This is a genomic window from Streptomyces globosus (genome assembly GCF_003325375.1).
In the GTDB taxonomy this organism is placed as follows: Bacteria; Actinomycetota; Actinomycetes; order Streptomycetales; family Streptomycetaceae; genus Streptomyces; species Streptomyces globosus_A.
Window position 1 is genome coordinate 1 of record NZ_CP030862.1, and the last position, 23,495, is coordinate 23,495.

The window sequence follows — 23,495 nt, forward strand, 5'->3', positions numbered from 1 at the left end:
GTGCTCGACAAGCTCCTGGGGGAGGGGCAGCAGGCGATCGAGCCCAAGGACCGGCAGTGGATCGAGCGCTGCCAGCCCCTGGCCCTGGTCGCCGACACCGCACTGCTCGCGGTGCCCAACGAGTACGGCAAGCGCGTCCTCGAGGGCCGCCTCGCCCCGCTGATCAGCGATGCGCTGAGCCGCGAGTGCGGCCGCCCGATCCGCATCGCCATCACCGTCGACGACTCGGCCGGCGAGCCCGCCCCCATGGCGCCGCCGGCCCCGCAGCGCGGCGACGCGTACGAGCCGTACGGCGGGCAGCGCTCCGGCGGGCACACCGGCCCGGCCGACGACCAGCTGCCGACGGCCCGCCCCGCCTACCCGGACTACCAGCAGCCGCGCCCCGAGCCCGGCACCTGGCCCCGCGGGGGCCAGCAGGACGACTACGGCTGGCAGCAGCCCCGCCTCGGCGGCTTCCCCGAGCGCGACCCCTACGCCTCCCCGCAGCCCGGCTACCTCCAGCAGCCGGAGTCCGGCGGCTACGAGCAGGGCCCGTACGACCAGAACGGCTACGACCAGGGATCCTACGAGCAGAAGCCGTACGAGTACGATCCGCAGCCGCTGCCCTACGAGCAGCAGCAGTACGAGCAGTCCGCGCCGCGCCCGGCGCCCGGCCGGCCCGCCCCGCCGGCGCCGTCCGCCGGCTCGACCTCGGGCCCGCTGGAGCCGACGGCCCGGCTGAACCCGAAGTACCTCTTCGACACGTTCGTGATCGGCGCGTCGAACCGCTTCGCGCACGCGGCCGCGGTGGCGGTCGCCGAGGCGCCCGCCAAGGCCTACAACCCGCTCTTCATCTACGGCGAGTCCGGCCTGGGCAAGACGCACCTGCTGCACGCCATCGGGCACTACGCGCGCAGCCTGTACCCGGGGACGCGGGTGCGGTACGTGAGCTCGGAGGAGTTCACCAACGAGTTCATCAACTCCATCCGCGACGGCAAGGGCGACGCCTTCCGCAAGCGCTACCGCGAGATGGACATCCTGCTGGTCGACGACATCCAGTTCCTCGCGAGCAAGGAGTCGACGCAGGAGGAGTTCTTCCACACCTTCAACACGCTGCACAACGCGAACAAGCAGATCGTGCTGTCCTCCGACCGGCCGCCCAAGCAGCTCGTCACGCTGGAGGACCGGCTCCGCAACCGCTTCGAGTGGGGCCTGATCACGGACGTGCAGCCGCCCGAGCTGGAGACGCGCATCGCGATCCTGCGCAAGAAGGCGGTGCAGGAGCAGCTCAACGCCCCGCCGGAGGTGCTGGAGTTCATCGCCTCCCGCATCTCGCGCAACATCCGCGAGCTGGAGGGGGCCCTGATCCGGGTCACCGCCTTCGCGAGCCTGAACCGCCAGCCGGTCGACCTGGGCCTGACCGAGGACGTCCTGAAGAACCTGATCCCGGGGGGCGAGGACTCGGCGCCCGAGATCACGGCCGGGGACATCATGGCGGCCACCGCCGACTACTTCGGCCTGACGGTGGACGACCTGTGCGGCTCCTCGCGCAGCCGGGTGCTGGTCACGGCGCGGCAGATCGCGATGTACCTGTGCCGGGAGCTGACGGACCTCTCCCTGCCGAAGATCGGTGCGCACTTCGGCGGCCGCGACCACACCACCGTCATGCACGCGGACCGCAAGATCCGCGCCCTGATGGCGGAGCGGCGCTCCATCTACAACCAGGTCACCGAGCTCACGAACCGCATCAAGAACGCCTGACCGGCGCTTCCTCCCTCGCATCCACAGGCCGGCCCGCGGCTCCCCGGGCCGGCCTGTGCGCTGCCTCCCGACAGCCCGTCAAAGTGCCTTCTGCGGGGTCTCGGTGCTCCGCCAAACGCATCCACAGGGCGCTTCCGGATCACTCCGGGGGCGCCCTTCTTCATGCGCGCGCCTCTGGTCTGTTCGAATACGCCCCCTGGAGAGCAACTTATCCACAGATTGCGGGACTTTCTTGGGTCCACAGGGTGGGGACGGGTTTCGTCACCCACAATCTGTCCACAGGGCTGCCTGGTGAGGGACCATCAGGGCAGGTCAGCCGCCTGTGGAATTGTGCACCGAAGATATCCACAGACTGTGGACAGCCACTCCGTCCACAGACACGTCCACGGCGTTGTCCACCGCCAACCCACAGGTTGCCGCATGCTGTGCACAGGTTCCGATGACTTACCCACACCGCTGTCCACTGTTCGGCAACAGAGTGACCCCGCTCACCGGCCGGAGTGAAAGCCGTCACACCAAGGTCGACGTTTGGGCTGTGGAGTACCGGGGGAAAACTGGGGACGCAGCTGTGGAGTACTCCGGGTCATCTGGGGATGGCCTGTGCAGAACTTTCTGTTCTCCACAGCGACACCGTGTTGTCCACGGCGCCGCCCACAGGGCATGGGGATAAAAACTGGGGCTTGACCTGCGGAAACGGGCTTATCCACGGTTTCCACAGCCCCTACTACTACCCCCATGGACAGTTAGCTCGGAATCGGTTTTCAAGCAGCCCCTGTGCACAACCCGGCTCGAAGGCCTCCCCGACACCTCGCTCCGGATTTGACGGCCGGCAGCACGCGCTGTCGGTGCCGTACGTCAGACTGGTTCCCGGCACCGACGGGCCGCAGCCCCCGGGGCACGGCAGCGGCGGGCCGACGACGAAGGCCGGCAGACGGACGAGCGAGCAACAGCAGGAGGCGGTTCCGGTGAAGATCCGGGTGGAGCGCGACGTACTCGCGGAGGCGGTGGCCTGGGCTGCCCGCAGCCTCCCGGCCCGGCCGCCCGTGCCCGTCCTCGCGGGCCTGCTGCTGAAGGCCGAGGAAGGGACGCTGTCCCTCTCCGGCTTCGACTACGAGGTCTCGGCCCGCGTCTCCGTCGAGGCGGACGTCGAGGAGGACGGCACCGTCCTCGTCTCCGGCCGGCTCCTCGCCGACATCTGCCGCGCCCTCCCCAACCGGCCGGTGGAGATTTCCACAGACGGTGTACGGGCGACCGTGGTGTGCGGCTCCTCCCGCTTCACCCTCCACACCCTGCCGGTGGAGGAGTACCCGGCCCTGCCGCAGATGCCGACCGCCACCGGCACCGTCTCCGGCGAGGTCTTCGCCGCCGCTGCGGCCCAGGTCGCCATCGCCGCCGGCCGTGACGACACCCTTCCCGTCCTCACCGGCGTCCGCATCGAGATCGAGGGCGACCGCGTCACCCTCGCCTCCACCGACCGCTACCGCTTCGCGGTCCGCGAGTTCCTGTGGAAGCCGGAGAACCCGGATGCCTCCGCCGTCGCCCTCGTCCCCGCCAAGACGCTCCTCGACACGGCGAAGTCCCTGACCAGCGGCGACACCGTCACCCTGGCGCTGTCGGGCTCCGGTGCCGGCGAGGGCCTCATCGGCTTCGAGGGCGCCGGCCGCCGCACCACCACCCGCCTCCTCGAAGGCGACCTGCCCAAGTACCGCACGCTCTTCCCGACCGAGTTCAACTCCGTCGCCGTGATCGAGACCGCCCCCTTCGTGGAGGCCGTCAAGCGCGTCGCGCTGGTCGCCGAGCGCAACACCCCGGTCCGCCTGAGCTTCGAGCAGGGCGTGCTGATCCTGGAGGCCGGCTCCTCCGACGACGCACAGGCTGTGGAAAGGGTCGACGCGGTCCTGGAGGGCGACGACATCTCGATCGCCTTCAACCCGACCTTCCTGCTCGACGGCCTCAGCGCGATCGACTCGCCCGCCGCCCAGCTCAGCTTCACCACGTCCACCAAGCCGGCGCTCCTCAGCGGCCGCCCCGCCGTGGACGCCGAGGCGGACGAGGCCTACAAGTACCTGATCATGCCGGTGCGCCTCTCCGGCTGACACCCGCCCGCCACCGGGGCCCGCTCCCGCCGCCCGCGGGGGACCGGGCCCCGACGGCTGCGGCCCCGCCTGCCGCACGCCCCGCGGCCCCCGCGCCCCGTACGGCGGAGCCCGGAGCGCCCGTGGCGCCGTGTGCGACGGCCCGGCGTAGGCTCGGAGCCGGGTACTCCCGGGCACCGGGGGAATCCGGCACACACGGCCACAACGCAAAAGGAACCACCTGATGGAGCTCGGTCTCGTCGGTCTCGGCAAGATGGGCGGCAACATGCGCGAGCGCATCCGCCGCGCAGGCCACACCGTCATCGGATACGACCGCAACCCTGACCTCGCCGACGTCCACAGCCTCGCGGAGCTTGTGGACGGACTCCAGGCGCCCCGCGTGGTGTGGGTGATGGTCCCGGCCGGTGCCGCGACCCAGTCCACCATCGACGAGCTCGGCGAGCTGCTCTCCCCCGGCGACGTCGTCGTCGACGGCGGCAACTCGCGCTGGACCGACGACGAGAAGCACGCCGAGGAGCTCGCCGCCAAGGGCGTCGGCTTCGTCGACTGCGGCGTCTCCGGCGGCGTGTGGGGCCTGGAGAACGGCTACGCGCTCATGTACGGCGGCGAGAAGGAGCACGTCGCGGCCGTCCAGCCGGTCTTCGACGCGCTCAAGCCCGAGGGCGACTTCGGCGCCGTCCACGCCGGCAAGGTCGGCGCCGGCCACTTCGCGAAGATGGTCCACAACGGCATCGAGTACGCCATGATGCAGGCCTACGCCGAGGGCTGGGAGCTGCTGGAGAAGGTCGACTCCGTCACCGACGTCCGCGAGGTGTTCCGGTCCTGGCAGGAGGGGACGGTCATCCGCTCCTGGCTGCTCGACCTGGCCGTCAACGCCCTCGACGAGGACGAGCACCTGGAGCAGCTGCGCGGCTACGCGCAGGACTCCGGCGAGGGCCGCTGGACCGTGGAGGCGGCGATCGACAACGCCGTCCCGCTGCCGGCGATCACCGCGTCGCTCTTCGCGCGCTTCGCCTCGCGCCAGGACGACTCGCCGCAGATGAAGATGATCGCCGCGCTGCGCAACCAGTTCGGCGGCCACGCGGTGGAGAAGAAGTAGCCGCCGCACCCACCGCACCACCGCACCACACAGCAGAGCAGAGCAGAGCCGGGGGAGGTCGGCGCCGCATGCACGTCACGCACCTCTCCCTGGCCGACTTCCGCTCGTACGCCCGGGCCGAGGTCCCCCTCGACCCGGGCGTCACCGCCTTCGTGGGCCCCAACGGCCAGGGCAAGACGAACCTCGTCGAGGCCGTCGGCTACCTGGCCACGCTGGGCAGCCACCGGGTGTCCTCGGACGCCCCCCTCGTCCGGATGGGCGCCGAGCGGGCCGTCGTCCGCGCCGCCGTCCGGCAGGGCGACCGGCAGCAGCTGGTCGAGCTCGAACTCAACCCGGGCCGCGCCAACCGCGCCCGCATCAACAGGTCCTCCCAGGTCAGGCCCCGCGACGTGCTCGGCATCGTCCGGACGGTGCTGTTCGCGCCGGAGGACCTCGCCCTCGTCAAGGGCGACCCGGGGGAGCGCCGCCGCTTCCTCGACGAGCTGGTCACGGCGCGCTCCCCGCGGATGGCGGGGGTCCGCTCCGACTACGAGCGGGTCCTCAAGCAGCGCAACACCCTGCTGAAGTCCGCGGCCATGGCACGCCGGCACGGCGGCCGCTCCATGGACCTGTCCACCCTGGACGTGTGGGACCAGCACCTGGCCCGGGCCGGCGCCGAGCTGCTGGCCCAGCGCCTCGACCTGATCGCGTCGCTGCTCCCGCTGGCCGACAAGGCGTACGAGCAGCTCGCGCCCGGCGGCGGCCCGCTCGGCCTGGCCTACCGCTGCTCCGCGGGCGAGCCCGTCGACAGCGGCGCGGCCCGCTCCCGCGAGGAGCTGTACGAGGTGCTGCTCCAGGCACTGGCGCAGGTGCGCAAGCAGGAGATCGAGCGGGGCGTCACCCTCGTCGGGCCGCACCGCGACGACGTGCTGCTGCGGCTCGGCGAGCTGCCGGCCAAGGGGTACGCCAGCCACGGCGAATCCTGGAGCTACGCGCTCGCGCTGCGGCTCGCCTCGTACGAGCTGCTCCGCGCCGAGGGCGCCGAGCCGGTGCTGATCCTCGACGACGTCTTCGCGGAGCTGGACGCGCGGCGCCGGGAGCGGCTGGCCGAACTGGTGGCCCCGGGGGAGCAGGTCCTGGTGACGGCCGCGGTGGACGACGATGTCCCCGGGGTCCTCGCGGGGGCGCGTTTCGCGGTGTCCGGCGGTGAGGTGACCCGGCTGTGAAGGACCACGGGCAGGGCGGAAACGGAACCGGAAGCGAAAGCAACGCTCCGGGCGAGCGGCCCAGGACTCCGGAGCCCTCCGGCATCGACCTGGCGCGGCAGGCCCTGGCGGCGGCCCGCGAGCAGGCACGTGCCCGGGGCCAGGCTGCCGGCGGCCGCGGCGCCCGCCGGAACCAGCCGGGCCTGCGATCGGGCGCCCGGGCCGATGGCAGGGACCCCATGCCGCTGATGGCGGCGCTGGAGCGGCTGCGGACCGAGCGCGGCTGGGAGATGCCGATGGCGGTGGCCGGCGTGATGGAGCGCTGGCCGGAGATCGTCGGGCCGGAGATCGCCGCGCACTGCGAACCGGAACGCTATGAGGAGCGTGAGCTCTTCGTCCGGTGCGACTCCTCGGCCTGGGCGGCGCAGCTGAAGCTGCTCGCCCCGCAGCTGGTCGCGCGGCTGAACGCGGACCTCGGCCAGGGCACGGTCCGGCTGATCAAGGTCCGCGGACCGGGCGGGCGCCCCAAGCCGTACGGTCCCTGGCGGGCGCCCGGCAGCTCGGGCCCGGGCGACACCTACGGCTGACGCCCCCGGGCCGGGCCGCGCCCCCGTCCCCCCCGCCCATTTCCTCCCCTTACCTCTCTCTCCTCCGCCCCTGCCCCCGCAGCCCCGGCGCCCGCCTCCGGCGCGCCTTCCCCACGGGTCGGCAGGCGCCTCCGCACGGCCGGCGGACCGGCCCGTCCCCGTGGCGTCCCTCACGGTGATGAGAGGTTGACAGCCCGAAGCGCTGGACGCCCGCGTGAGCCTCTTTGGGCCCCGGTCCGAATATGGGGAGTCGGAGAGAGGAGGTTCAGGGCGGCACATGCGTACTCAGGTACCGGCAAACCCCCATCGATGTCCGTGGTACCGGTAGACTGAAGCAAATCCCGCCCGGTTGCGGGAACACGCTGACAAACGCTGACAACGCAGATCGACGCAGCCGCTCCACGCCGGCACGCACGCCGGCCCGGAGTCCGGCCTGTGCTGTGCCAGAAAGGGCGCTTCGTGGCCGATTCCGGCAACCTCAACGACAACCAGTCCACAGCCGGCGAGAACGGGGAGGTCACCTCCTCGTACGACGCCTCCGCGATCCAGGTCCTGGAGGGCCTGGACGCCGTGCGCAAGCGGCCCGGCATGTACATCGGCTCGACCGGCGAGCGCGGTCTGCACCACCTCGTGTACGAGGTCGTCGACAACTCCGTCGACGAGGCCCTCGCGGGCCACGCGGACACCATCGACGTGACGATCCTCGCCGACGGCGGCGTGCGCGTGGTCGACAACGGCCGCGGCATCCCCGTCGACATCGTCCCGTCCGAGGGCAAGCCGGCCGTCGAGGTCGTGCTGACCGTCCTGCACGCGGGCGGCAAGTTCGGCGGCGGGGGCTACGCCGTCTCCGGCGGTCTGCACGGCGTCGGCGTGTCCGTCGTCAACGCCCTGTCGACGAAGGTCGCGGTCGAGGTCAAGCGCGACGGCCACCGCTTCACCCAGGACTACAAGCTGGGCGTCCCGACGGCCCCCCTCGCGAAGAACGAGGAGACCGACGAGCACGGCACCACGGTCACGTTCTGGGCCGACGGCGACATCTTCGAGACGACCGAGTACTCCTTCGAGACGCTCTCGCGCCGCTTCCAGGAGATGGCCTTCCTCAACAAGGGCCTGACCATCAGCCTGACCGACGAGCGCGAGTCGGCGAAGGCCACCGTCGGCGCCGAGACGGCCGAGGAGACCGAGGAGCCGCAGGCCCGCACGGTCCGGTACTACTACGAGGGCGGCATCGTCGACTTCGTGAAGTACCTGAACTCGCGCAAGGGCGAGCTCATCCACCCGACGGTCATCTCCGTCGAGTCGGAGGACAAGGAGCGCATGCTCTCGGTCGAGATCGCGATGCAGTGGAACTCGCAGTACACCGAGGGCGTGTACTCCTTCGCGAACACGATCCACACGCACGAGGGCGGCACCCACGAGGAGGGCTTCCGCGCGGCCCTCACCGGCCTGGTCAACCGCTACGCGCGGGACAGGAAGCTGCTGCGGGAGAAGGACGACAACCTCGCCGGCGAGGACATCCGCGAGGGCCTGACGGCGATCATCTCGGTCAAGCTGGGCGAGCCGCAGTTCGAGGGCCAGACCAAGACCAAGCTGGGCAACACGGAGGCCAAGACCTTCGTGCAGAAGGTCGTCCACGAGCACCTGAACGACTGGTTCGACCGCAACCCCAACGAGGCCGCGGACATCGTCCGCAAGGCGATCCAGGCCGCCACGGCCCGCGTCGCGGCCCGCAAGGCCCGCGACCTGACCCGCCGCAAGGGCCTGCTGGAGAGCGCCTCGCTGCCCGGCAAGCTCTCCGACTGCCAGTCCAACGACCCGACGAAGTGCGAGATCTTCATCGTCGAGGGCGACTCCGCCGGCGGCTCCGCCAAGTCCGGCCGCAACCCGATGTACCAGGCCATCCTGCCGATCCGCGGCAAGATCCTGAACGTCGAGAAGGCCCGTATCGACAAGATCCTCCAGAACACCGAGGTCCAGGCGCTCATCAGCGCCTTCGGCACCGGCGTCCACGAGGACTTCGACATCGAGAAGCTCCGCTACCACAAGATCATCCTGATGGCGGACGCCGACGTCGACGGCCAGCACATCAACACCCTGCTGCTGACCTTCCTCTTCCGCTTCATGCGCCCGCTGGTCGAGGCCGGCCACGTGTACCTCTCCCGCCCCCCGCTCTACAAGATCAAGTGGGGCCGGGACGACTTCGAGTACGCGTACTCCGACAAGGAGCGCGACGCGCTCGTCGAGCTCGGCAAGCAGAACGGCAAGCGGATCAGGGAGGACTCGATCCAGCGCTTCAAGGGTCTGGGCGAGATGAACGCCGAGGAGCTGCGCGTCACGACCATGGACGTCGACCACCGCGTGCTCGGCCAGGTCACCCTGGACGACGCCGCCCAGGCCGACGACCTGTTCTCCGTGCTGATGGGCGAGGACGTCGAGGCCCGGCGCTCCTTCATCCAGCGCAACGCCAAGGACGTCCGCTTCCTCGACATCTGAGTCGGCTCTCAACGGCCGCCCGAAAGGATTTCTGACCAGCAATGGCCGACGAAACCACCCCCACCGCCGAGAACCCCGCGGAGGACGAGCCGCAGCTGCGCATCGAGCCCGTCGGGCTCGAGACGGAGATGCAGCGCTCCTACCTCGACTACGCGATGTCCGTCATCGTCTCGCGCGCCCTGCCGGACGTGCGCGACGGCCTGAAGCCGGTGCACCGCCGCGTGCTGTACGCGATGTACGACGGCGGCTACCGGCCCGAGAAGGGCTTCTACAAGTGCGCCCGCGTCGTCGGCGACGTCATGGGCACCTACCACCCGCACGGCGACTCCTCGATCTACGACGCCCTGGTCCGCCTGGCCCAGCCGTGGTCGATGCGCATGCCGCTCGTCGACTCGAACGGCAACTTCGGCTCCCCGGGCAACGACCCGGCCGCCGCCATGCGCTACACCGAGTGCAAGATGGCGCCGCTGTCGATGGAGATGGTCCGCGACATCGACGAGGAGACCGTCGACTTCACGGACAACTACGACGGCCGCAACCAGGAGCCGACGGTCCTGCCGGCGCGCTTCCCGAACCTCCTGGTCAACGGCTCCGCCGGCATCGCGGTCGGCATGGCGACGAACATCCCGCCGCACAACCTGCGCGAGGTCGCCGAGGGCGCCCAGTGGTACCTGGCCAACCCGGAGGCCCCGCACGAGGAGCTGCTCGACGCGCTCATGGAGCGCATCAAGGGCCCCGACTTCCCGACCGGCGCGCTCGTCGTGGGCCGCAAGGGCATCGAGGAGGCGTACCGCACCGGCCGCGGCTCCATCACCATGCGGGCCGTCGTCGAGGTCGAGGAGATCCAGAACCGCCAGTGCCTGGTGGTCACCGAGCTCCCCTACCAGGTGAACCCGGACAACCTGGCGCAGAAGATCGCCGACCTCGTCAAGGACGGCAAGATCGGCGGCATCGCCGACGTCCGCGACGAGACGTCCTCCCGCACCGGCCAGCGCCTCGTCATCGTGCTCAAGCGCGACGCCGTCGCCAAGGTCGTCCTGAACAACCTGTACAAGCACACCGACCTGCAGACCAACTTCGGCGCGAACATGCTGGCGCTGGTCGACGGCGTGCCGCGGACCCTGTCGCTGGACGCGTTCATCCGCCACTGGGTGCACCACCAGGTCGAGGTCATCGTCCGGCGGACCCGCTTCCGCCTGCGCAAGGCGGAGGAGCGGGCGCACATCCTGCGCGGCCTGCTCGCCGCGCTCGACGCCATCGACGAGGTCATCGCCCTCATCCGGCGCAGCGACACGGTCGAGGTCGCCCGCGAGGGCCTGATGGGGCTCCTCTCGATCGACGAGATCCAGGCCAACGCCATCCTCGAGATGCAGCTGCGCCGCCTGGCCGCCCTGGAGCGCCAGAAGATCGTCGCCGAGCACGACGAGCTCCAGGCGAAGATCAACGAGTACAACGGGATCCTGGCGTCCCCGGAGAAGCAGCGCGCGATCGTCAGCGAGGAGCTCGCCGCGATCGTCGACAAGTTCGGCGACGACCGCCGCTCGAAGCTGGTGCCGTTCGACGGCGACATGTCCATCGAGGACCTGATCGCCGAAGAGGACATCGTCGTCACCATCACCAACGGCGGCTACGTCAAGCGGACCAAGACCGAGGACTACCGCTCGCAGAAGCGCGGCGGCAAGGGCGTGCGCGGCACGAAGCTGAAGCAGGACGACATCGTCGACCACTTCTTCGTGTCCACCACCCACCACTGGCTGCTCTTCTTCACCAACAAGGGCCGCGTCTACCGCGCCAAGGCGTACGAGCTGCCGGACGCCGGGCGCGACGCCCGCGGCCAGCACGTGGCCAACCTGCTGGCGTTCCAGCCGGACGAGCAGATCGCGGAGATCCTCGCGATCCGCGACTACGAGGCCGCGCCCTACCTGATCCTGGCCACCAAGGCCGGCCTGGTGAAGAAGACCCCGCTGAAGGACTACGACTCCCCCCGCTCGGGCGGTGTCATCGCCATCAACCTCCGCGAGCGCGAGGACGGCAGCGACGACGAGCTGATCGGCGCCGAGCTGGTCTCCGCCGAGGACGACCTGCTGCTGATCAGCAAGAAGGCGCAGTCGATCCGCTTCACCGCGACCGACGACGCGCTGCGCCCGATGGGCCGCGCCACCTCCGGCGTGAAGGGCATGAGCTTCCGCGAGGGCGACGAGCTGCTCTCGATGAGCGTGGTCCGGCCCGGTACGTTCGTCTTCACCGCGACCGACGGCGGATACGCCAAGCGGACCCCGGTCGACGAATACCGCGTCCAGGGGCGTGGCGGTCTCGGCATCAAGGCTGCGAAGATCGTGGAAGACCGCGGTTCGCTCGTCGGGGCGCTCGTGGTCGACGAGACGGACGAGATCCTCGCCATCACGCTCGGCGGTGGTGTGATCCGTACGCGAGTCAGCGAAGTCCGGGAGACGGGCCGTGACACCATGGGCGTCCAGCTGATCAATCTGGGCAAGCGGGATGCCGTGGTCGGTATCGCGCGGAACGCCGAGGCGGGTCAGGATGCTGACGAGGTCGACGAGACCGAGGCCGCCGAATCACAGGCCGCCGAGGCAGCCGGGGGCGCACAGCCTCCGGCCGGGGAGCACGAGGAGTAAGTCGTGAGTGGAGCCACGGGCGCCGGACCGGCCAAGACTGGGGAGGACGGTGCCCGTGGCCCCGCCGCGGACTCCCGGGCCGGGGCCGCGGACGCCGAGGGCGGGGCGACGACCGTGACGGACGCGCGCGGTGCGAAATCCCAGTCGAAGCCGCAGTCGAAGCCGCAGCCGAAGCAGGAGAAGGCCGGCAAGCAGTCGCAGGCGCAGCAGAAGCCCCAGCAGCAGAAGCCCCAGCCGTACCACCCGCCGCAGGCGTACGAGGCCCCCTCGGGTGCCGGCGCGCCCCGCGGCAGCGCCCCGGGCGGCACCTCGCAGCGCGCGCCGCGCCCGGGGGTGCGTACGACGCCGAGGACGCGCAAGGCGCGGCTGCGGGTGGCCAAGGCCGACCCGTGGTCGGTGATGAAGGTCAGCTTCCTGCTGTCGATCGCGCTCGGCGTGTGCACGGTCGTCGCGGCGGCGGTGCTGTGGATGGTCATGGACGCCATGGGCGTCTTCTCGACCGTGGGCAGCACGATCAGCGAGGCGACCGGCTCCAGCGAGAGCAACGGCTTCGACCTCCAGGCGTTCATGTCGCTGCCGCGGGTGCTCGTCTTCACCTCGGTCATCGCCGTGATCGACGTCGTGCTCGCGACGGCGCTCGCGACGCTCGGCGCGTTCATCTACAACCTGTCGGCGGGCTTCGTCGGCGGTGTGGAGCTCACGCTCGCCGAGGACGAGTAGGGCCCTGATCAGCGATTTGGGAACTCCAGCGTCTGTGCGCTAATCTTCAGGAGTCAGCGCGCAGCGCGGAGGGGCTATAGCTCAGTTGGTTAGAGCGCATCCCTGATAAGGATGAGGCCACAGGTTCAAATCCTGTTAGCCCCACATATGGCGAAGACCCCCAGGCCGGAAGGCCCGGGGGTCTTCGCCGTTCGGCCGTCCGGGGCCTCCCAGGTCACCGAACGGTATCGATCGGTGTGTATTGTTGGCGGCCAGAGGTACCCCAACGACGACGAAAGACGAGGTCGCGCGGTGAAGAAGCTGCTCCTGGTCGCACTGGCCGCCATCGGCGGTCTCCTCGTGTACCGCCAGATCCAGGCGGACCGCGCCGAGCAGGACCTGTGGACGGAGGCAACCGACTCCGTGCCCTCCGGTTCCGGCGTGTGAGACCCGAAGGCCGATCCACGAAGCCCCGGCTGCCCTTGCGGCCGGGGCTTCGTGCTGTTCTGTGACGAATTATTCCGTTATGCAAAGATTGTGGTTGCTGCGGCAAAAGCGGGGGTGGGTGTGATGGGACGGCTGAGCAGGACGCTGCCGGCGGTGGCCGCGGCCCTGGGCCTGGCGGCGGGGCTGCCGGGCACCGCGTACGCGGCCGGGGAGCCGCTGCCTGCGTACCGGACGGCCGACGGGGCGCGCCCGGTGCAGGGCGCGGAGTCCTCGGCCGACGCCCCGGCCCTGGAGCCGGGCGCGGTGTACGGCGACACCCTCGCCCCCGGCAGCCGCTTCTACCGGCTGAACCTCGACGACACCTCCAGCGTGTACGTCTCCGCGGTGCTGGTGCCGAAGCCCGGTGCCCGGATCGACTCCGGCGGCGACGGCCTGGAGGTCTCGCTGATGACCACCGCCGGCCGCTCCTGCCCGGGCAGCCCCGGCCGGACGACCTTCGGCTACGGCCTGGGCGCCCGGCCCATCGGCGCCGCGGCCGTGCGCCTCCTCCAGGAGGACGGCGACTGCCAGCAGGCCGGCGTCTACTACGTGAAGGTCACCCGGGAGGCCTCGAGGAACTCCGACCGGTCCCCGTGGCCCGTGGAACTCACCGTCTCGCGCGAACCCGGCCTGAAGACCGGCAGCGCCCCCGCAGCAGCCCCCAGCGGATGGCCTTCCACCCCGCCGCAGCCGCCGGCGTCCGAGCCGGTGGCCCGCGAGGGCGGCACCGGCTTCAACGACGCCCGCGCGCTGGGCACGGGCGTATGGCGGGACGGCCTGAGGCCCGGTCAGACGCGCTTCTACCGGGTCCCGCTGGACTGGGGGCAGCAGCTGTCGGTCGGTGCCGAGCTGGCCGCGGCCAGACTGACGAAGGACTTCGCCTCCGCCTCCACCGGGCTCGGCGTCACCCTGTACACGCCCTACCGCAGCGTGGTCGACGACAAGGACACCGGCTACGACGGCAGGCAGGCGGGCCTCACCCTCCCGCCCACCGCGCCGGTCGCCTACGAGAACCGGTTCGCGAAGGGCTCCGGGGCGGGCGGGGCACGGGTCGCCGGCTGGTACTACCTGGCGGTCACGCTCGGCGAGAAGGTCGGCGAGTTCACCGAGGACGCCGTCCCCGTGCCGCTGACGCTGCGGCTGACCGTGCAGGGCAAGGCGGCGGCCCCGCCCCCGTACGCGGAGGGCCTGGCGCGGTCCGGCTTCGGCGTCGACGACGCGGACCGCGCGGCGGCCCGGGAGGGCCTGACGCAGCCGGAGGCGGCCCAGGCCGCGGACCGGCGCGCGACCATGGGCACCGTCGCGGCGGGCGGCTTCGGGACCGGCACGCTGCTGCTGCTCGTCCTGGGCGGCTGGCTGCTGCTGGCCCGGCGCGGGCGCACCGGCTGACGGGCCCGCGACCGGGCGCGGCCCACGGCCTGTCCCAGGCCCCTTCTCACGTCTGGGTGAGCGCCCACACGCCGACGGCGAAGCACAGCAGCGCGGCCGCCAGGAGGGCCGCGGCGGCCGCCTTCGACGGCGGGGCGACGCGGCCGCGGCCGGCCGGCCCGGGCAGGGCGGTCGCGGCCGCCGCCGAAGCAGGCTCCGGCCGGGCGGGCTGCGGTACGGGGTGGGCCGGCGGGGCCAGGTGGAAGCTGCCCGTCGCGGAGGAGCCGGGGTGCGCGGGCGCCGCGGCGGCCGGGGCGGGCGCGGGAGCCGGCTGCGCCGCGGGTGTCCACGCCGGTGCGGCCGCGGCCGCCCGCGGGTCCGTACGCGTCGGCTCGCCGGCCCCCGCGCCGGCCGTCGGCACACCGCCCGGCGGCGAGGGAGCCGCCGCAGGGCCGGCCGCGGCCGCCGCCCCCGCCGCCTTCCGCGGGTCCGGGCCGCCGCCCGCGGCGCCGCTCTTGGGGCCCTGCGGGCCGAAACCCGGCGGCAGCGGGCCCAGTTGGTCGAAGACCTCCACGTCGGCCGCTTCCGGCGGGTCCGCCGGCAGCAGCTCCACGGCCTCGGCAAGGGCCCTGCGGACGCCCGTGGCGGTCTTGAAACGGCTCTGCGGGTCGGGCTGGAGGAGGTTCGCGACGACGTCCCACAGCGGGGCGGGCACGCCCTCGGGGGCGCCCGGGGTGCCGTGGGCGCGGAAGTGCTCCACCAGGGCGCGGGAGTCGGGCCGGGCACCCTGGAGCAGGTACAGCGCGACGAGCCCGACGGCGAACAGGTCCGCGGGGAAGTCGGGTTCGGCGCCGAGGAGTTGCTCGGGCGCGAAGTACCCGGGGGTGCCCACCACGTAGTCGGTCTCGGTGAGGCGGGGCTCGCCCTTGCGCATCGAGATGCCGAAGTCGGAGAGCCGGAGGTGCGGCCGGCCGGTCCCGGTCGCCTCCAGCAGGATGTTGGCGGGCTTGATGTCGCGGTGGACGACGCCCTCCGCGTGCACCGCGGCCAGCCCCGCGAGGAGCTGGTCGAGGAGCGTGCACACGAAGCGCGGCGGCAGCGGCCCGTAGTCGCCGATCAGGTGGGCGAGCGAGCCGCCCCCGACCAGGTCCATCGTGAAGAGGACCTTGTCGTCGTCCGCCGCCCAGCTGGCCGGCGCCAGCACGTTCGGGTGGTCGATCCGCAGGGCCTGCTCGCGCACGAAGCGCAGCAGGGTGTGGGCGTCGCCCTGCTGGAGGACCTTGGCGGCGACGTACCGGCGCCGCCGCTGGTCCCAGGCCCGCCAGACGGCGCCCATGCCGCCGCGGCCGATCGGGTCGACCAGCTCGTACCGGCCGGCGAAGACCTCACCCATGGCTGTGCATCCCCCGTTGTGGTGTCCGTCCGCGCCCGGCGGCGTCAGTTCTGGTGCGCCTCGTAGTGCGCGACGGCGTCCGCCGTGCGGCCGGCGCCGTACACCCGGAGGAACTCGGCGAGCTCCGGGTGGCTGGGCGCGAGGCTGTTCGCGGCGTCGAGTATGTCGCCGGCTGCGGAGACCGACCGCAGCAGGGACTGGATCTCGCGGACGACGCGCTTGACCGTCGGGGCGCCCGAACCGGTGCTGTTCTGGGTGCTGCTGCTGAGTACGGAGCCGCCCTGGGTCCGCTTGATCTCGTCCATGCGGTCGGTGGCCTCGGCGGCGCTGACGCTGCCGTCCGAGACCTGGGCCGCGAGGTCCTGGAGCGCCTGCACCCGCTGCACCACCGCGGGGTTGCCGATCTTGGCGCGCTGGCCGCTCATCAGCTGGGACAGCATGGGCGCCGACAGGCCGAGGACGGCGGCGAGGCGGGCCTGGTTCAGCCCGAGGTCGTCTATGAGCCGGCGGAAGAGGGCACCGAGGGGCTCGCCGTACCAGCTGCGCTGGAGTTCCCTGGCTCTGGCCGTGGCCTCTTGCTGAACTGCATCCACTCTTCCTACTCCCCTTCGCTGGTGCGAACCTCGCCGAGCATCTTACGGAGAGTGGTCGCGCGAGGGGAGTCCCCATCATTTTGCGGGATGCGGCCGAGAACCCGGTACTCTGTTGTGCGGAACGGCCACTCCTCTGCCGGGGGATGGTCGCGTCCGCGTTCCGGGGCTTTAGCTCAGTTGGTAGAGCGCTGCCTTTGCAAGGCAGATGTCAGGAGTTCGAATCTCCTAAGCTCCACCGGAAGAGAGGCCCCTGGCCTGCGAACATGCAGGCCAGGGGCCTTTTTTGCATGTGCGCGGCCATGCTCGCGGGCCTACGCTGGGCGGGGGGCGTTCCCCTGCGGAGGTGACGAGATGGCCCGGTTCCGCAAGGCGGCCGCCGTACTGGCCGCCGGCTGCTCGGCCGCGCTGCTGACGGGCCTCGCCCCGGCCGGCAACGGCATCGAGGACGAGAGCGCCCGCGCGATCGTCGACAAGGCCCGGACGGAGCTGGCGGAGGCGCGCTCCGTGCACATGGTGGCGCACGCCGCCGGGGAGGAGGGGGAGGCCGCCCTCGACCTCCGCTTCGACGTGGACGGCAACTGCGCCGGGTCGGTGTCCCTGCCGCGCGGCGGCGGCCGCGCCGAGATCGTCAAGCGGGGCCAGGACATCTGGGTGAAGCCGGACGGGGCCTTCCTCCGGTCGCAGGTCCCCGCGCCCGCCGCGGACGGCGCCGCCGCCCTGATCGGCGACCGCTGGCTGCACGGCACGTCCGGCGACGCCCTGCTGCGCAAGCTCACCGACGTCTGCGACCTGAAGGACTTCCAGCGGGCCTACGCCTCGCACCTGGCCACCGGGGACCTGAGCAAGGGCGGCCGCGCGACCGTCGGCGGCAGCCCGGCGGTCACCGTCACCGCCACCCGCGGCGGCGACACGGCCACCTTCTACGTGGCCACCGAGGGCGAGCCCCGCCTGCTGCGCCTCGAAGGCCGCGAGGACGGGCGGAGCGCGCGGGCCGACTTCCTCGACTACGGCGCCCCGGTGCCGGCCCGCACGCCGCCGCCGGAGCAGTCGGTGGACATCTCCGGGCTCCGGTAGCCGCTGTTCCGGGGCGCCGGACGTCCCCCGGACGGGTCGGCCGCGGGGCCCGCGGGAGCGACCTGGCGGACAGTGGGACAGCAGGCACCGAGCCGGGGGGCGAGACCACGCCGGAGGCGCATGACATGGGACTCTTCGACTTCCTGAGATCCGAGAAGAGGAAACAGGCCGCTGCCCGGAAGGCCGCCGGGCAGGCTTCCGCCGACTACGCGGCGACCTACACCGACGCGGTCAACGCGACGCGCGCCGCCGCCGAGCGGATGGCCGCGGCGGCCCCGCCCAAGGCCGCCCCCGCCCCGCCGAGGGCCGCGGCCCCGCGCCGCCCCGCCGCGGCGGGCCGGCCGCCGCACACGCCGACGCCGTCCTCGGCCGCGCACAAGGCCGTCCCGGCGGCCCCCGACGCGCCCTTGCCCGGGGCCGGGGCAGGGGCCGCCAGGCGCACGTACACGGTCCGCAAGGGCGACACGCTGATGCTGATCGCCCGCCGGGAGCTGGGGAACGAGGCCCGCTGGCGGGAGCTGTACGCCGTGAACCGCGGGGTCATCGGCACCGACCCGCACCAGGTCCACCCCGGCCAGGTGCTCACCCTGCCGGGCTGAGCCTTCGGGGAACGCGCGGGGCCCGGATCCACCGGATCCGGGCCCCGCGCGGTTCGGCCTGCGGAACTGCTCACTCCTCCTCGGTCGCCTCGCGCTCCTTCTCGGCGAGCTCGTCGTCGAAGCTCGCCGGGGCGTCCCGGCGGGAGGACAGCTCGGTCGCGGCGGGTGGCTCGACCAGCCAGTCGGGGCTCGACTGGCGGTCCCACCAACGCCATGCGGCGTACGCGGCGCCGGCCACGGCCGCGGCCACCGCGAGGCCCTTGAGGACGTGCCCGGCGCGGGCCCGCCGCTCGTGGCGCCTGATCAGCCGCTGCACCTCCTGCGCCGACACCTGGCCGCGCAGCGCGGCGATCGCCGCCACGGACCGGGAGGCGGCCTCCTCGGCCACGGGGCGGCCCGCCGCGATGGCGTGCTCCAGCCGCGGGCCCGCGTAGTCGGCGGCCTGCCGGGCGGCGCGGCGCGTCTCGTGCACGGCCTGGACGGCGGCCCGGTCGACGTTCGGCGGCACATGCGTGCGCGCGGCCTTCAGCCGCGGGTGCAGATGGCACTCGTACGCCGTGCGCGCCTGCCGCGAGGCCTGGTGGGCCGTCTGGGCCACCAGCGGCGCGAGCCGGTCGTTCGCCTCGTGCGCGTAGTGGACCGCCGCCTCCTTGGCGGTCTCTGCGTACGGCGCCACCACTTCCGCTGCGTGCCTCATGGTGTCCCGGGCGCTGTCGGCGCACAGGCGCACGCTGTCCTTGCGGGTCACGTGATCCTCCTCATCGGTGGCGGACACAGTTCACCTTTCCACCCTTTGTCGGATCATGCCTGGGTTGGGGGCGGGCGGCATGCACGACAGGGCATCCGGGTGGGCGATTTCCGCTCCGTACCGCCCTCCGTGGGAGGATCGGGAACCGACAGTGCCGACTAGGAAGGCGGACCCGTGGCCGACAAGCTCTACGCCACCCTGAAGACCAACCACGGCGACATCGAGGTCGAGCTGCTGGAGAACTTCGCCCCGAAGACCGTGCGGAACTTCGTGGAGCTGGCCACCGGCGCGCGCGAGTGGACCCGCCCCACCGACGGCCAGAAGACGACGGACCCGCTGTACGACGGCACCGTCTTCCACCGGGTCATCAGCGGCTTCATGATCCAGGGCGGCGACCCTCTGGGGAACGGCACCGGCGGCCCCGGCTACCAGTTCGCCGACGAGTTCCACCCCGACCTGGCCTTCACCAAGCCGTACCTGCTGGCCATGGCCAACGCGGGGCCGGGCACCAACGGCTCGCAGTTCTTCATCACCGTCGCCCCCACCGCGTGGCTGACGCGCAAGCACACCATCTTCGGGGAGGTGACGGGCGCGGCCGGCCGGAAGGTCGTCGACGCCATCGCCGGGCTGCCGACGAACCCCCGGACCGAGCGGCCGCTGGAGGACGTCGTCATCCAGTCCGTGGCGGTCGAGCGGCGCTGACGCCGGGCCGGGAACCTTCCGCCCCGCCCGTCCGTCCTGAGGGCATACCGGACCGGCGGGGCGCGCCGTGCCCCGCCGCTGATCGAGGGGACCGATGGACACCGACCGTCTGCCGGGCTGCTACCGCCACCCGGACCGCGACACGGCCATCCGCTGCACCCGCTGCGAGCGGCCCATCTGCCCGGACTGCATGATCAGCGCAGCCGTCGGCTTCCAGTGCCCCGACTGCGTCCGCGGCGGCTCCGGTACGGGGCACCGGCCGGCGGCGAACGCCCCGCGGACGCTGGCGGGGGGCCGGGTCGAGTCCGACCCCCACCTCGTCACCAAGGTCCTCATCGGGCTGAACGCCGCCGTGTTCCTCGCCGCCCTGGCCGTGCCCGGCCTGGCCGTGCAGCTGGAGCTGCTCGGCCTGTACGTGCAGTTCTGGGGCGCTCCCGTGCAGGGCGTGGCCACCGGGGAGTACCACCGGCTGCTGACCTCGGTGTTCCTGCACGTGGAGTGGTGGCACATCGCGGGCAACATGCTCGCCCTGTGGTTCCTCGGCAGCCCGCTGGAGGCCGTGCTCGGCCGGGCCCGCTTCCTCGCCCTCTACCTGCTGTCCGGGCTGGGCGGGAGCGCCGTGGTGTACCTGCTGACGCCGCCGAACACGCCGACGCTCGGCGCCTCGGGCGCGGTGTTCGGGCTGCTGGGGGCGACGGTGGTGCTGGTGCGGCGCACGCGCCAGGAGATGCGCCCGGTCGTGGTCATGCTCGCGCTGATGCTGGTGCTGACCTTCGCGCCGTACGGGGGCGGGCTGGAGGTGTCCTGGCAGGCGCACGTGGGAGGCCTGGTCACGGGCCTGCTGCTCGGGGCGGCCATGATCCGGCCCGCTGCCGGGGGAAAGCGGCCGCTCATCCAGTGGGGTGCCTGCGCGGTGGTGTTCGTGCTGGTCACGGCGTTGGTGCTGGTCCGGACGGCGGCACTCACCTGATCACACCGGCGTCAACCCTCCACAAGGTTATCCACAGATCTTCTGTCTTTTCCTCAGGTGTGGATGACGCTGTGGATAACTCATGGGGAGAACTTGCGGGCCGGGCGGCCGGTGTGCTCAGCCGCCCGGGCCCCGCGACCTGCCTACTTCCACTGCGTGGAGACGCCGAATCCGGCCGCGATGAACCCGAATCCGACCACGATGTTCCAGTTGCCGAGGGATTCGATCGGCAGCTGGGTCTCGCTCACGTAGAAGACGACGATCCAGGCGAGGCCGATCAGGAAGAACGCCAGCATGACCGGGGCGACCCAGCTCCGGTTCGTCAGCTTGATCGGCTGCGCCTTCACGGGCGGCGGGGTGAACTCGTCCTTCTTGCGGATACGTGACTTCGGCACGAGGGGCTCTCCTGTCGATGCGCTGGGGACCTGCCTGCCCCGGGCGTCCGTTAGCGTAGTGGACCTGTGGCGTTGAAGGAGAAGGGTACGTTGAGCGATTCCGCCGACTCCTCCGCGGGTCCCCGTCGCCGGTTCCGGGCGGTCCGGCTGCTCACGGCCGCCGTCTTCGCCCTGGCGGGGCTGCTCTTCGTCACCAGCTTCAACACCTCCAAGGGTACGAACATCCGCACGGACGCCTCGCTCCTGCGGCTCACCGACCTCATCCACGAGCGCAGCCAGAACAACGCGCTGCTGGAGCAGTCCACCGCGGCCGCCCGCGGCCGCGTCGAGGCCCTCGCCGACCGCGACGACGGCAGCACCCGCGCCGAGGACGCCAGGCTGGCCGCCCTGCGCGCCACCGCAGGCCTGGAGCCGCTGGCCGGCAAGGGCCTCACCGTCACCCTCAACGACGCCCCGCCGAACGCCACCGCCCGCATCCCGAACATCCCCGAGCCGCAGCCCAACGACCTGGTCATCCACCAGCAGGACCTCCAGGCCGTCGTGAACGCCCTGTGGCAGGGCGGCGCCCAGGGCATCCAGGTCATGGACCAGCGGCTGATCTCCACCAGCGCGGTGCGCTGCGTCGGCAACACCCTGATCCTCCAGGGCCGCGTCTACTCGCCGCCCTACAAGGTGAGCGCCGTCGGCGACCCCGCCGCGCTGCGCCGGGCGCTCGCCGCCTCCCCGGCGCTGCAGAACTACCAGATGTACGTCGCCGCGTACGGGCTCGGCTGGAAGGTCGACGAGCACAAGGAGCTGAAGCTCCCCGGCTACGCCGGCACCGTCGACCTGCACCACGCCAAGCCGGCCGACGGCCCCTCCGCGCCGGGCACGCCCTGACCCGCCGGGGGACCGCCCCGCCGGTCCCGTCCGGGGTTCGGGCAGGCGGCCCTCCCCGGAGCCCCGCTGGCTTTACCCTGTGTGCGTACCGCCCACGCGGTGCGAGAGCGAAAGGGACGCGGACGGGATGTACGGCTGGATCTGGCGGCACCTGCCGGGCAACGCGTGGGTGCGCGCGCTGATCTCCCTCGTACTCGTCCTCGGCGTGGTCTACGTGCTGTTCCAGTACGTCTTCCCGTGGGCCGAGCCGCTCCTTCCGTTCAACGACGTAACGGTGGACGAGGGATCGGGAGCCACTCCGTGAGCGCGCGCATTCTGGTCGTGGACAACTACGACAGCTTTGTCTTCAACCTGGTCCAGTACCTGTACCAGCTCGGCGCCGAGTGCGAGGTGCTGCGCAACGACGAGGTCGCCCCCGCCCACGCCCAGGACGGCTTCGACGGCGTGCTCCTCTCCCCGGGGCCGGGCACTCCCGAGGAGGCGGGCGTCTGCGTCGACATGGTCCGCCACTGCGCCGCCGCCGGCGTCCCCGTCTTCGGCGTCTGCCTCGGCATGCAGTCCATGGCCGTCGCGTACGGCGGCGTCGTCGGCCGCGCGCCCGAGCTGCTGCACGGCAAGACCTCCCCGGTGGTCCACGAGGGGCTCGGGGTCTTCCGCGGGCTCCCCTCGCCCTTCACCGCGACCCGCTACCACTCGCTGGCGGCCGAGCCGCAGACCCTGCCGGACGTGCTGGAGGTCACCGCGCGGACCGAGGACGGGATCATCATGGGTTTGCGGCACCGCGAGCACGATGTCGAGGGCGTCCAGTTCCACCCCGAGTCGGTGCTCACCGAGTGGGGCCACCGGATGCTCGCCAACTGGCTCGTCCGCTGCGGCGACGAGGGCGCCGTCGAGCGCTCGGCGGGGCTGGCCCCGGTGGTGGGCAAGGCCGTCGCGTGACCTCGCTCGCGCCGTCCGCCCCCGCAGAGGGCCGGGCCGCGCGGCGCAGGGCCGCCCAGCAGGCCGCCAGACGGGCCCGCAGGCGCGGGGGCGGGCGGCGGCGCAAGCGGCCCGCCTCGGGCGGCCCTGTGGTCGTCCTGAGCCGTCTGGCGGGCGAACTGCTGATCACCACGGGAGTGGTGATGCTGCTGTTTGTCGCCTACCAGCTCTGGTACACCAACGTGCTCGCGCAGCGCACGGCCGACGGGGCCGCCGGCTCGCTGCGCCAGACCTGGGAGCGGCTGCCGCAGGGGGACGCCGCCCCGCCCCCGGCGGCCTTCGAGCCGGGCCAGGGCTTCGCGATCCTCCACATCCCGAAACTGGACGTGAAGGTGCCCGTGGCCGAGGGCACCAGCAAGGCAAAGGTGCTCGACCGCGGCATGGTCGGGCACTACGCGGACGGGGCGCTGAAGACGGCGATGCCCTCGGACAAGCAGGGCAACTTCGCGGTGGCGGGCCACCGCAACACCCACGGCGAGCCGTTCCGCTTCATCAACCGGCTGGTGCCGGGCGACCCGATCGTGGTCGAGACCCGGGACGCGTACTACACGTACGAGATGGCCTCGGTGCTGCCGCAGACGCCGCCGACCAACGTGTCCGTCCTCGAACCGGTGCCGAAGGGCTCCGGGTTCACGGCGCCGGGCCGGTACATCACGCTGACGACCTGCACGCCCGAGTTCACCAGCACCTACCGCCTGATCGTATGGGGCAGGATGGTCGAAGAACGCCCCCGCGGCCAGGGCGCTCCGCCCGCGCTGGCCGCCCGCTGAGCCCGC

21 protein-coding genes, 2 tRNA genes and 2 pseudogenes are annotated in these 23,495 nt (G+C 72.1%); 21 read left to right on the forward strand and 4 right to left on the reverse strand.

The genetic code is table 11. From position 1 onward, the window contains the following. From dnaA (C0216_RS35275) to C0216_RS00060, 12 genes and pseudogenes are all read left to right on the forward strand, one after another. Positions 1-543: pseudogene (dnaA, locus tag C0216_RS35275) on the forward strand (chromosomal replication initiator protein DnaA); the annotation flags it as partial. A 108-nt stretch (positions 544-651) separates the two neighbouring features. Further along, positions 652-1,740: pseudogene (gene dnaA / locus C0216_RS35280) on the forward strand (chromosomal replication initiator protein DnaA); the annotation flags it as partial. Positions 1,741-2,705: 965 nt separating this feature from the next. Beyond that, positions 2,706-3,836: a DNA polymerase III subunit beta gene (gene dnaN / locus C0216_RS00015; RefSeq protein WP_114053261.1), complete on the forward strand. Its 1,131-nt coding sequence runs from the start codon at positions 2,706-2,708 to the stop codon at positions 3,834-3,836. A gap of 223 nt (positions 3,837-4,059) precedes the next feature. Continuing rightward, positions 4,060-4,935 (forward strand): phosphogluconate dehydrogenase (NAD(+)-dependent, decarboxylating), encoded by an 876-nt coding sequence (gnd, locus tag C0216_RS00020; protein ID WP_114053262.1) that lies wholly within the window; start codon positions 4,060-4,062, stop codon positions 4,933-4,935. 68 nt (positions 4,936-5,003) lie between these two features. Beyond that, a complete protein-coding gene (recF, locus tag C0216_RS00025) occupies positions 5,004-6,140 on the forward strand; it encodes a DNA replication/repair protein RecF (RefSeq protein WP_114053263.1) in 1,137 nt (378 codons plus the stop codon). Beyond that, positions 6,137-6,706: a DUF721 domain-containing protein gene (locus tag C0216_RS00030; protein ID WP_428985377.1), complete on the forward strand. Its 570-nt coding sequence runs from the start codon at positions 6,137-6,139 to the stop codon at positions 6,704-6,706. Before recF ends, C0216_RS00030 begins: the two co-directional genes overlap by 4 nt. A 435-nt stretch (positions 6,707-7,141) precedes the next feature. Beyond that, positions 7,142-9,199, forward strand: coding sequence for a DNA topoisomerase (ATP-hydrolyzing) subunit B (gene gyrB / locus C0216_RS00035; RefSeq protein ID WP_114053264.1), 2,058 nt, complete (start codon positions 7,142-7,144; stop codon positions 9,197-9,199). A gap of 41 nt (positions 9,200-9,240) precedes the next feature. Further along, positions 9,241-11,835 (forward strand): DNA gyrase subunit A, encoded by a 2,595-nt coding sequence (gene gyrA, locus C0216_RS00040; RefSeq protein WP_114053265.1) that lies wholly within the window; start codon positions 9,241-9,243, stop codon positions 11,833-11,835. Positions 11,836-11,838: 3 nt separating this feature from the next. After that, complete coding sequence (locus tag C0216_RS00045; protein WP_114053266.1) at positions 11,839-12,555, forward strand: DUF3566 domain-containing protein; 717 nt, start codon at positions 11,839-11,841, stop codon at positions 12,553-12,555. 70 nt (positions 12,556-12,625) lie between these two features. After that, positions 12,626-12,699, forward strand: a tRNA-Ile gene (locus C0216_RS00050). A gap of 147 nt (positions 12,700-12,846) precedes the next feature. Then, the gene (locus tag C0216_RS00055) at positions 12,847-12,981 is read left to right on the forward strand and encodes a DLW-39 family protein (RefSeq protein WP_208809277.1); all 135 of its coding nucleotides are present in this window, start codon (positions 12,847-12,849) and stop codon (positions 12,979-12,981) included. A gap of 123 nt (positions 12,982-13,104) precedes the next feature. After that, complete coding sequence (locus C0216_RS00060; protein ID WP_246042215.1) at positions 13,105-14,409, forward strand: hypothetical protein; 1,305 nt, start codon at positions 13,105-13,107, stop codon at positions 14,407-14,409. Between the two features lie 46 nt (positions 14,410-14,455). Here C0216_RS00060 and C0216_RS00065 read toward each other — a convergent pair whose 3' ends face one another. Further along, positions 14,456-15,781 carry a serine/threonine-protein kinase gene (locus C0216_RS00065; protein ID WP_114053268.1) on the reverse strand — a complete coding sequence of 442 codons (1,326 nt, stop codon included), beginning with the start codon at positions 15,779-15,781 and terminating at the stop codon, positions 14,456-14,458. Positions 15,782-15,825: 44 nt separating this feature from the next. Continuing rightward, complete coding sequence (locus tag C0216_RS00070) at positions 15,826-16,374, reverse strand: helix-turn-helix domain-containing protein (RefSeq protein WP_114053269.1); 549 nt, start codon at positions 16,372-16,374, stop codon at positions 15,826-15,828. A 162-nt stretch (positions 16,375-16,536) separates the two neighbouring features. On the opposite strand from C0216_RS00070, the gene C0216_RS00075 reads away from it, so the two are divergent. The 3 genes from C0216_RS00075 to C0216_RS00085 all read left to right on the forward strand — a co-directional run bounded on the left by C0216_RS00075 (position 16,537) and on the right by C0216_RS00085 (position 18,047). Continuing rightward, positions 16,537-16,609 (forward strand) — tRNA-Ala (locus tag C0216_RS00075). A 116-nt stretch (positions 16,610-16,725) separates the two neighbouring features. Next, a complete protein-coding gene (locus tag C0216_RS00080) occupies positions 16,726-17,448 on the forward strand; it encodes a hypothetical protein (protein WP_114053270.1) in 723 nt (240 codons plus the stop codon). A gap of 125 nt (positions 17,449-17,573) precedes the next feature. Continuing rightward, positions 17,574-18,047 (forward strand): LysM peptidoglycan-binding domain-containing protein, encoded by a 474-nt coding sequence (locus C0216_RS00085; RefSeq protein WP_114053271.1) that lies wholly within the window; start codon positions 17,574-17,576, stop codon positions 18,045-18,047. Positions 18,048-18,117: 70 nt separating this feature from the next. Here the strand turns inward: C0216_RS00085 and C0216_RS00090 are convergent, their stop codons facing one another. Then, the gene (locus C0216_RS00090; protein WP_114053272.1) at positions 18,118-18,795 is read right to left on the reverse strand and encodes a DUF5324 family protein; all 678 of its coding nucleotides are present in this window, start codon (positions 18,793-18,795) and stop codon (positions 18,118-18,120) included. Positions 18,796-18,969: 174 nt separating this feature from the next. Here C0216_RS00090 and C0216_RS00095 point away from each other — a divergent pair, with 174 nt between their 5' ends. After that, positions 18,970-19,497, forward strand: coding sequence for a peptidylprolyl isomerase (locus C0216_RS00095; protein WP_114053273.1), 528 nt, complete (start codon positions 18,970-18,972; stop codon positions 19,495-19,497). Positions 19,498-19,591: 94 nt separating this feature from the next. Further along, entirely contained in the window at positions 19,592-20,467 is an 876-nt protein-coding gene (locus tag C0216_RS00100) for a rhomboid family intramembrane serine protease (RefSeq protein ID WP_114053274.1), read from the forward strand. A gap of 143 nt (positions 20,468-20,610) precedes the next feature. Here the strand turns inward: C0216_RS00100 and crgA are convergent, their stop codons facing one another. Continuing rightward, positions 20,611-20,862 carry a cell division protein CrgA gene (gene crgA / locus C0216_RS00105; protein WP_114053275.1) on the reverse strand — a complete coding sequence of 84 codons (252 nt, stop codon included), beginning with the start codon at positions 20,860-20,862 and terminating at the stop codon, positions 20,611-20,613. A gap of 90 nt (positions 20,863-20,952) precedes the next feature. Between crgA and C0216_RS00110 the strand changes: the two genes are divergently transcribed. The 4 genes from C0216_RS00110 to C0216_RS00120 all read left to right on the forward strand — a co-directional run bounded on the left by C0216_RS00110 (position 20,953) and on the right by C0216_RS00120 (position 23,489). Continuing rightward, the gene (locus C0216_RS00110; RefSeq protein WP_114053276.1) at positions 20,953-21,741 is read left to right on the forward strand and encodes a DUF881 domain-containing protein; all 789 of its coding nucleotides are present in this window, start codon (positions 20,953-20,955) and stop codon (positions 21,739-21,741) included. Positions 21,742-21,868: 127 nt separating this feature from the next. Further along, on the forward strand, positions 21,869-22,045 hold the full coding sequence (locus C0216_RS33785; RefSeq protein WP_174250323.1) for a hypothetical protein: 177 nt from the start codon (positions 21,869-21,871) through the stop codon (positions 22,043-22,045). After that, positions 22,042-22,680: an aminodeoxychorismate/anthranilate synthase component II gene (locus tag C0216_RS00115; RefSeq protein WP_114053277.1), complete on the forward strand. Its 639-nt coding sequence runs from the start codon at positions 22,042-22,044 to the stop codon at positions 22,678-22,680. The genes C0216_RS33785 and C0216_RS00115 overlap by 4 nt, the downstream gene beginning before the upstream one ends. Further along, positions 22,677-23,489: a class E sortase gene (locus C0216_RS00120; RefSeq protein ID WP_428985378.1), complete on the forward strand. Its 813-nt coding sequence runs from the start codon at positions 22,677-22,679 to the stop codon at positions 23,487-23,489. Before C0216_RS00115 ends, C0216_RS00120 begins: the two co-directional genes overlap by 4 nt. Positions 23,490-23,495: the final 6 nt, after the last annotated feature.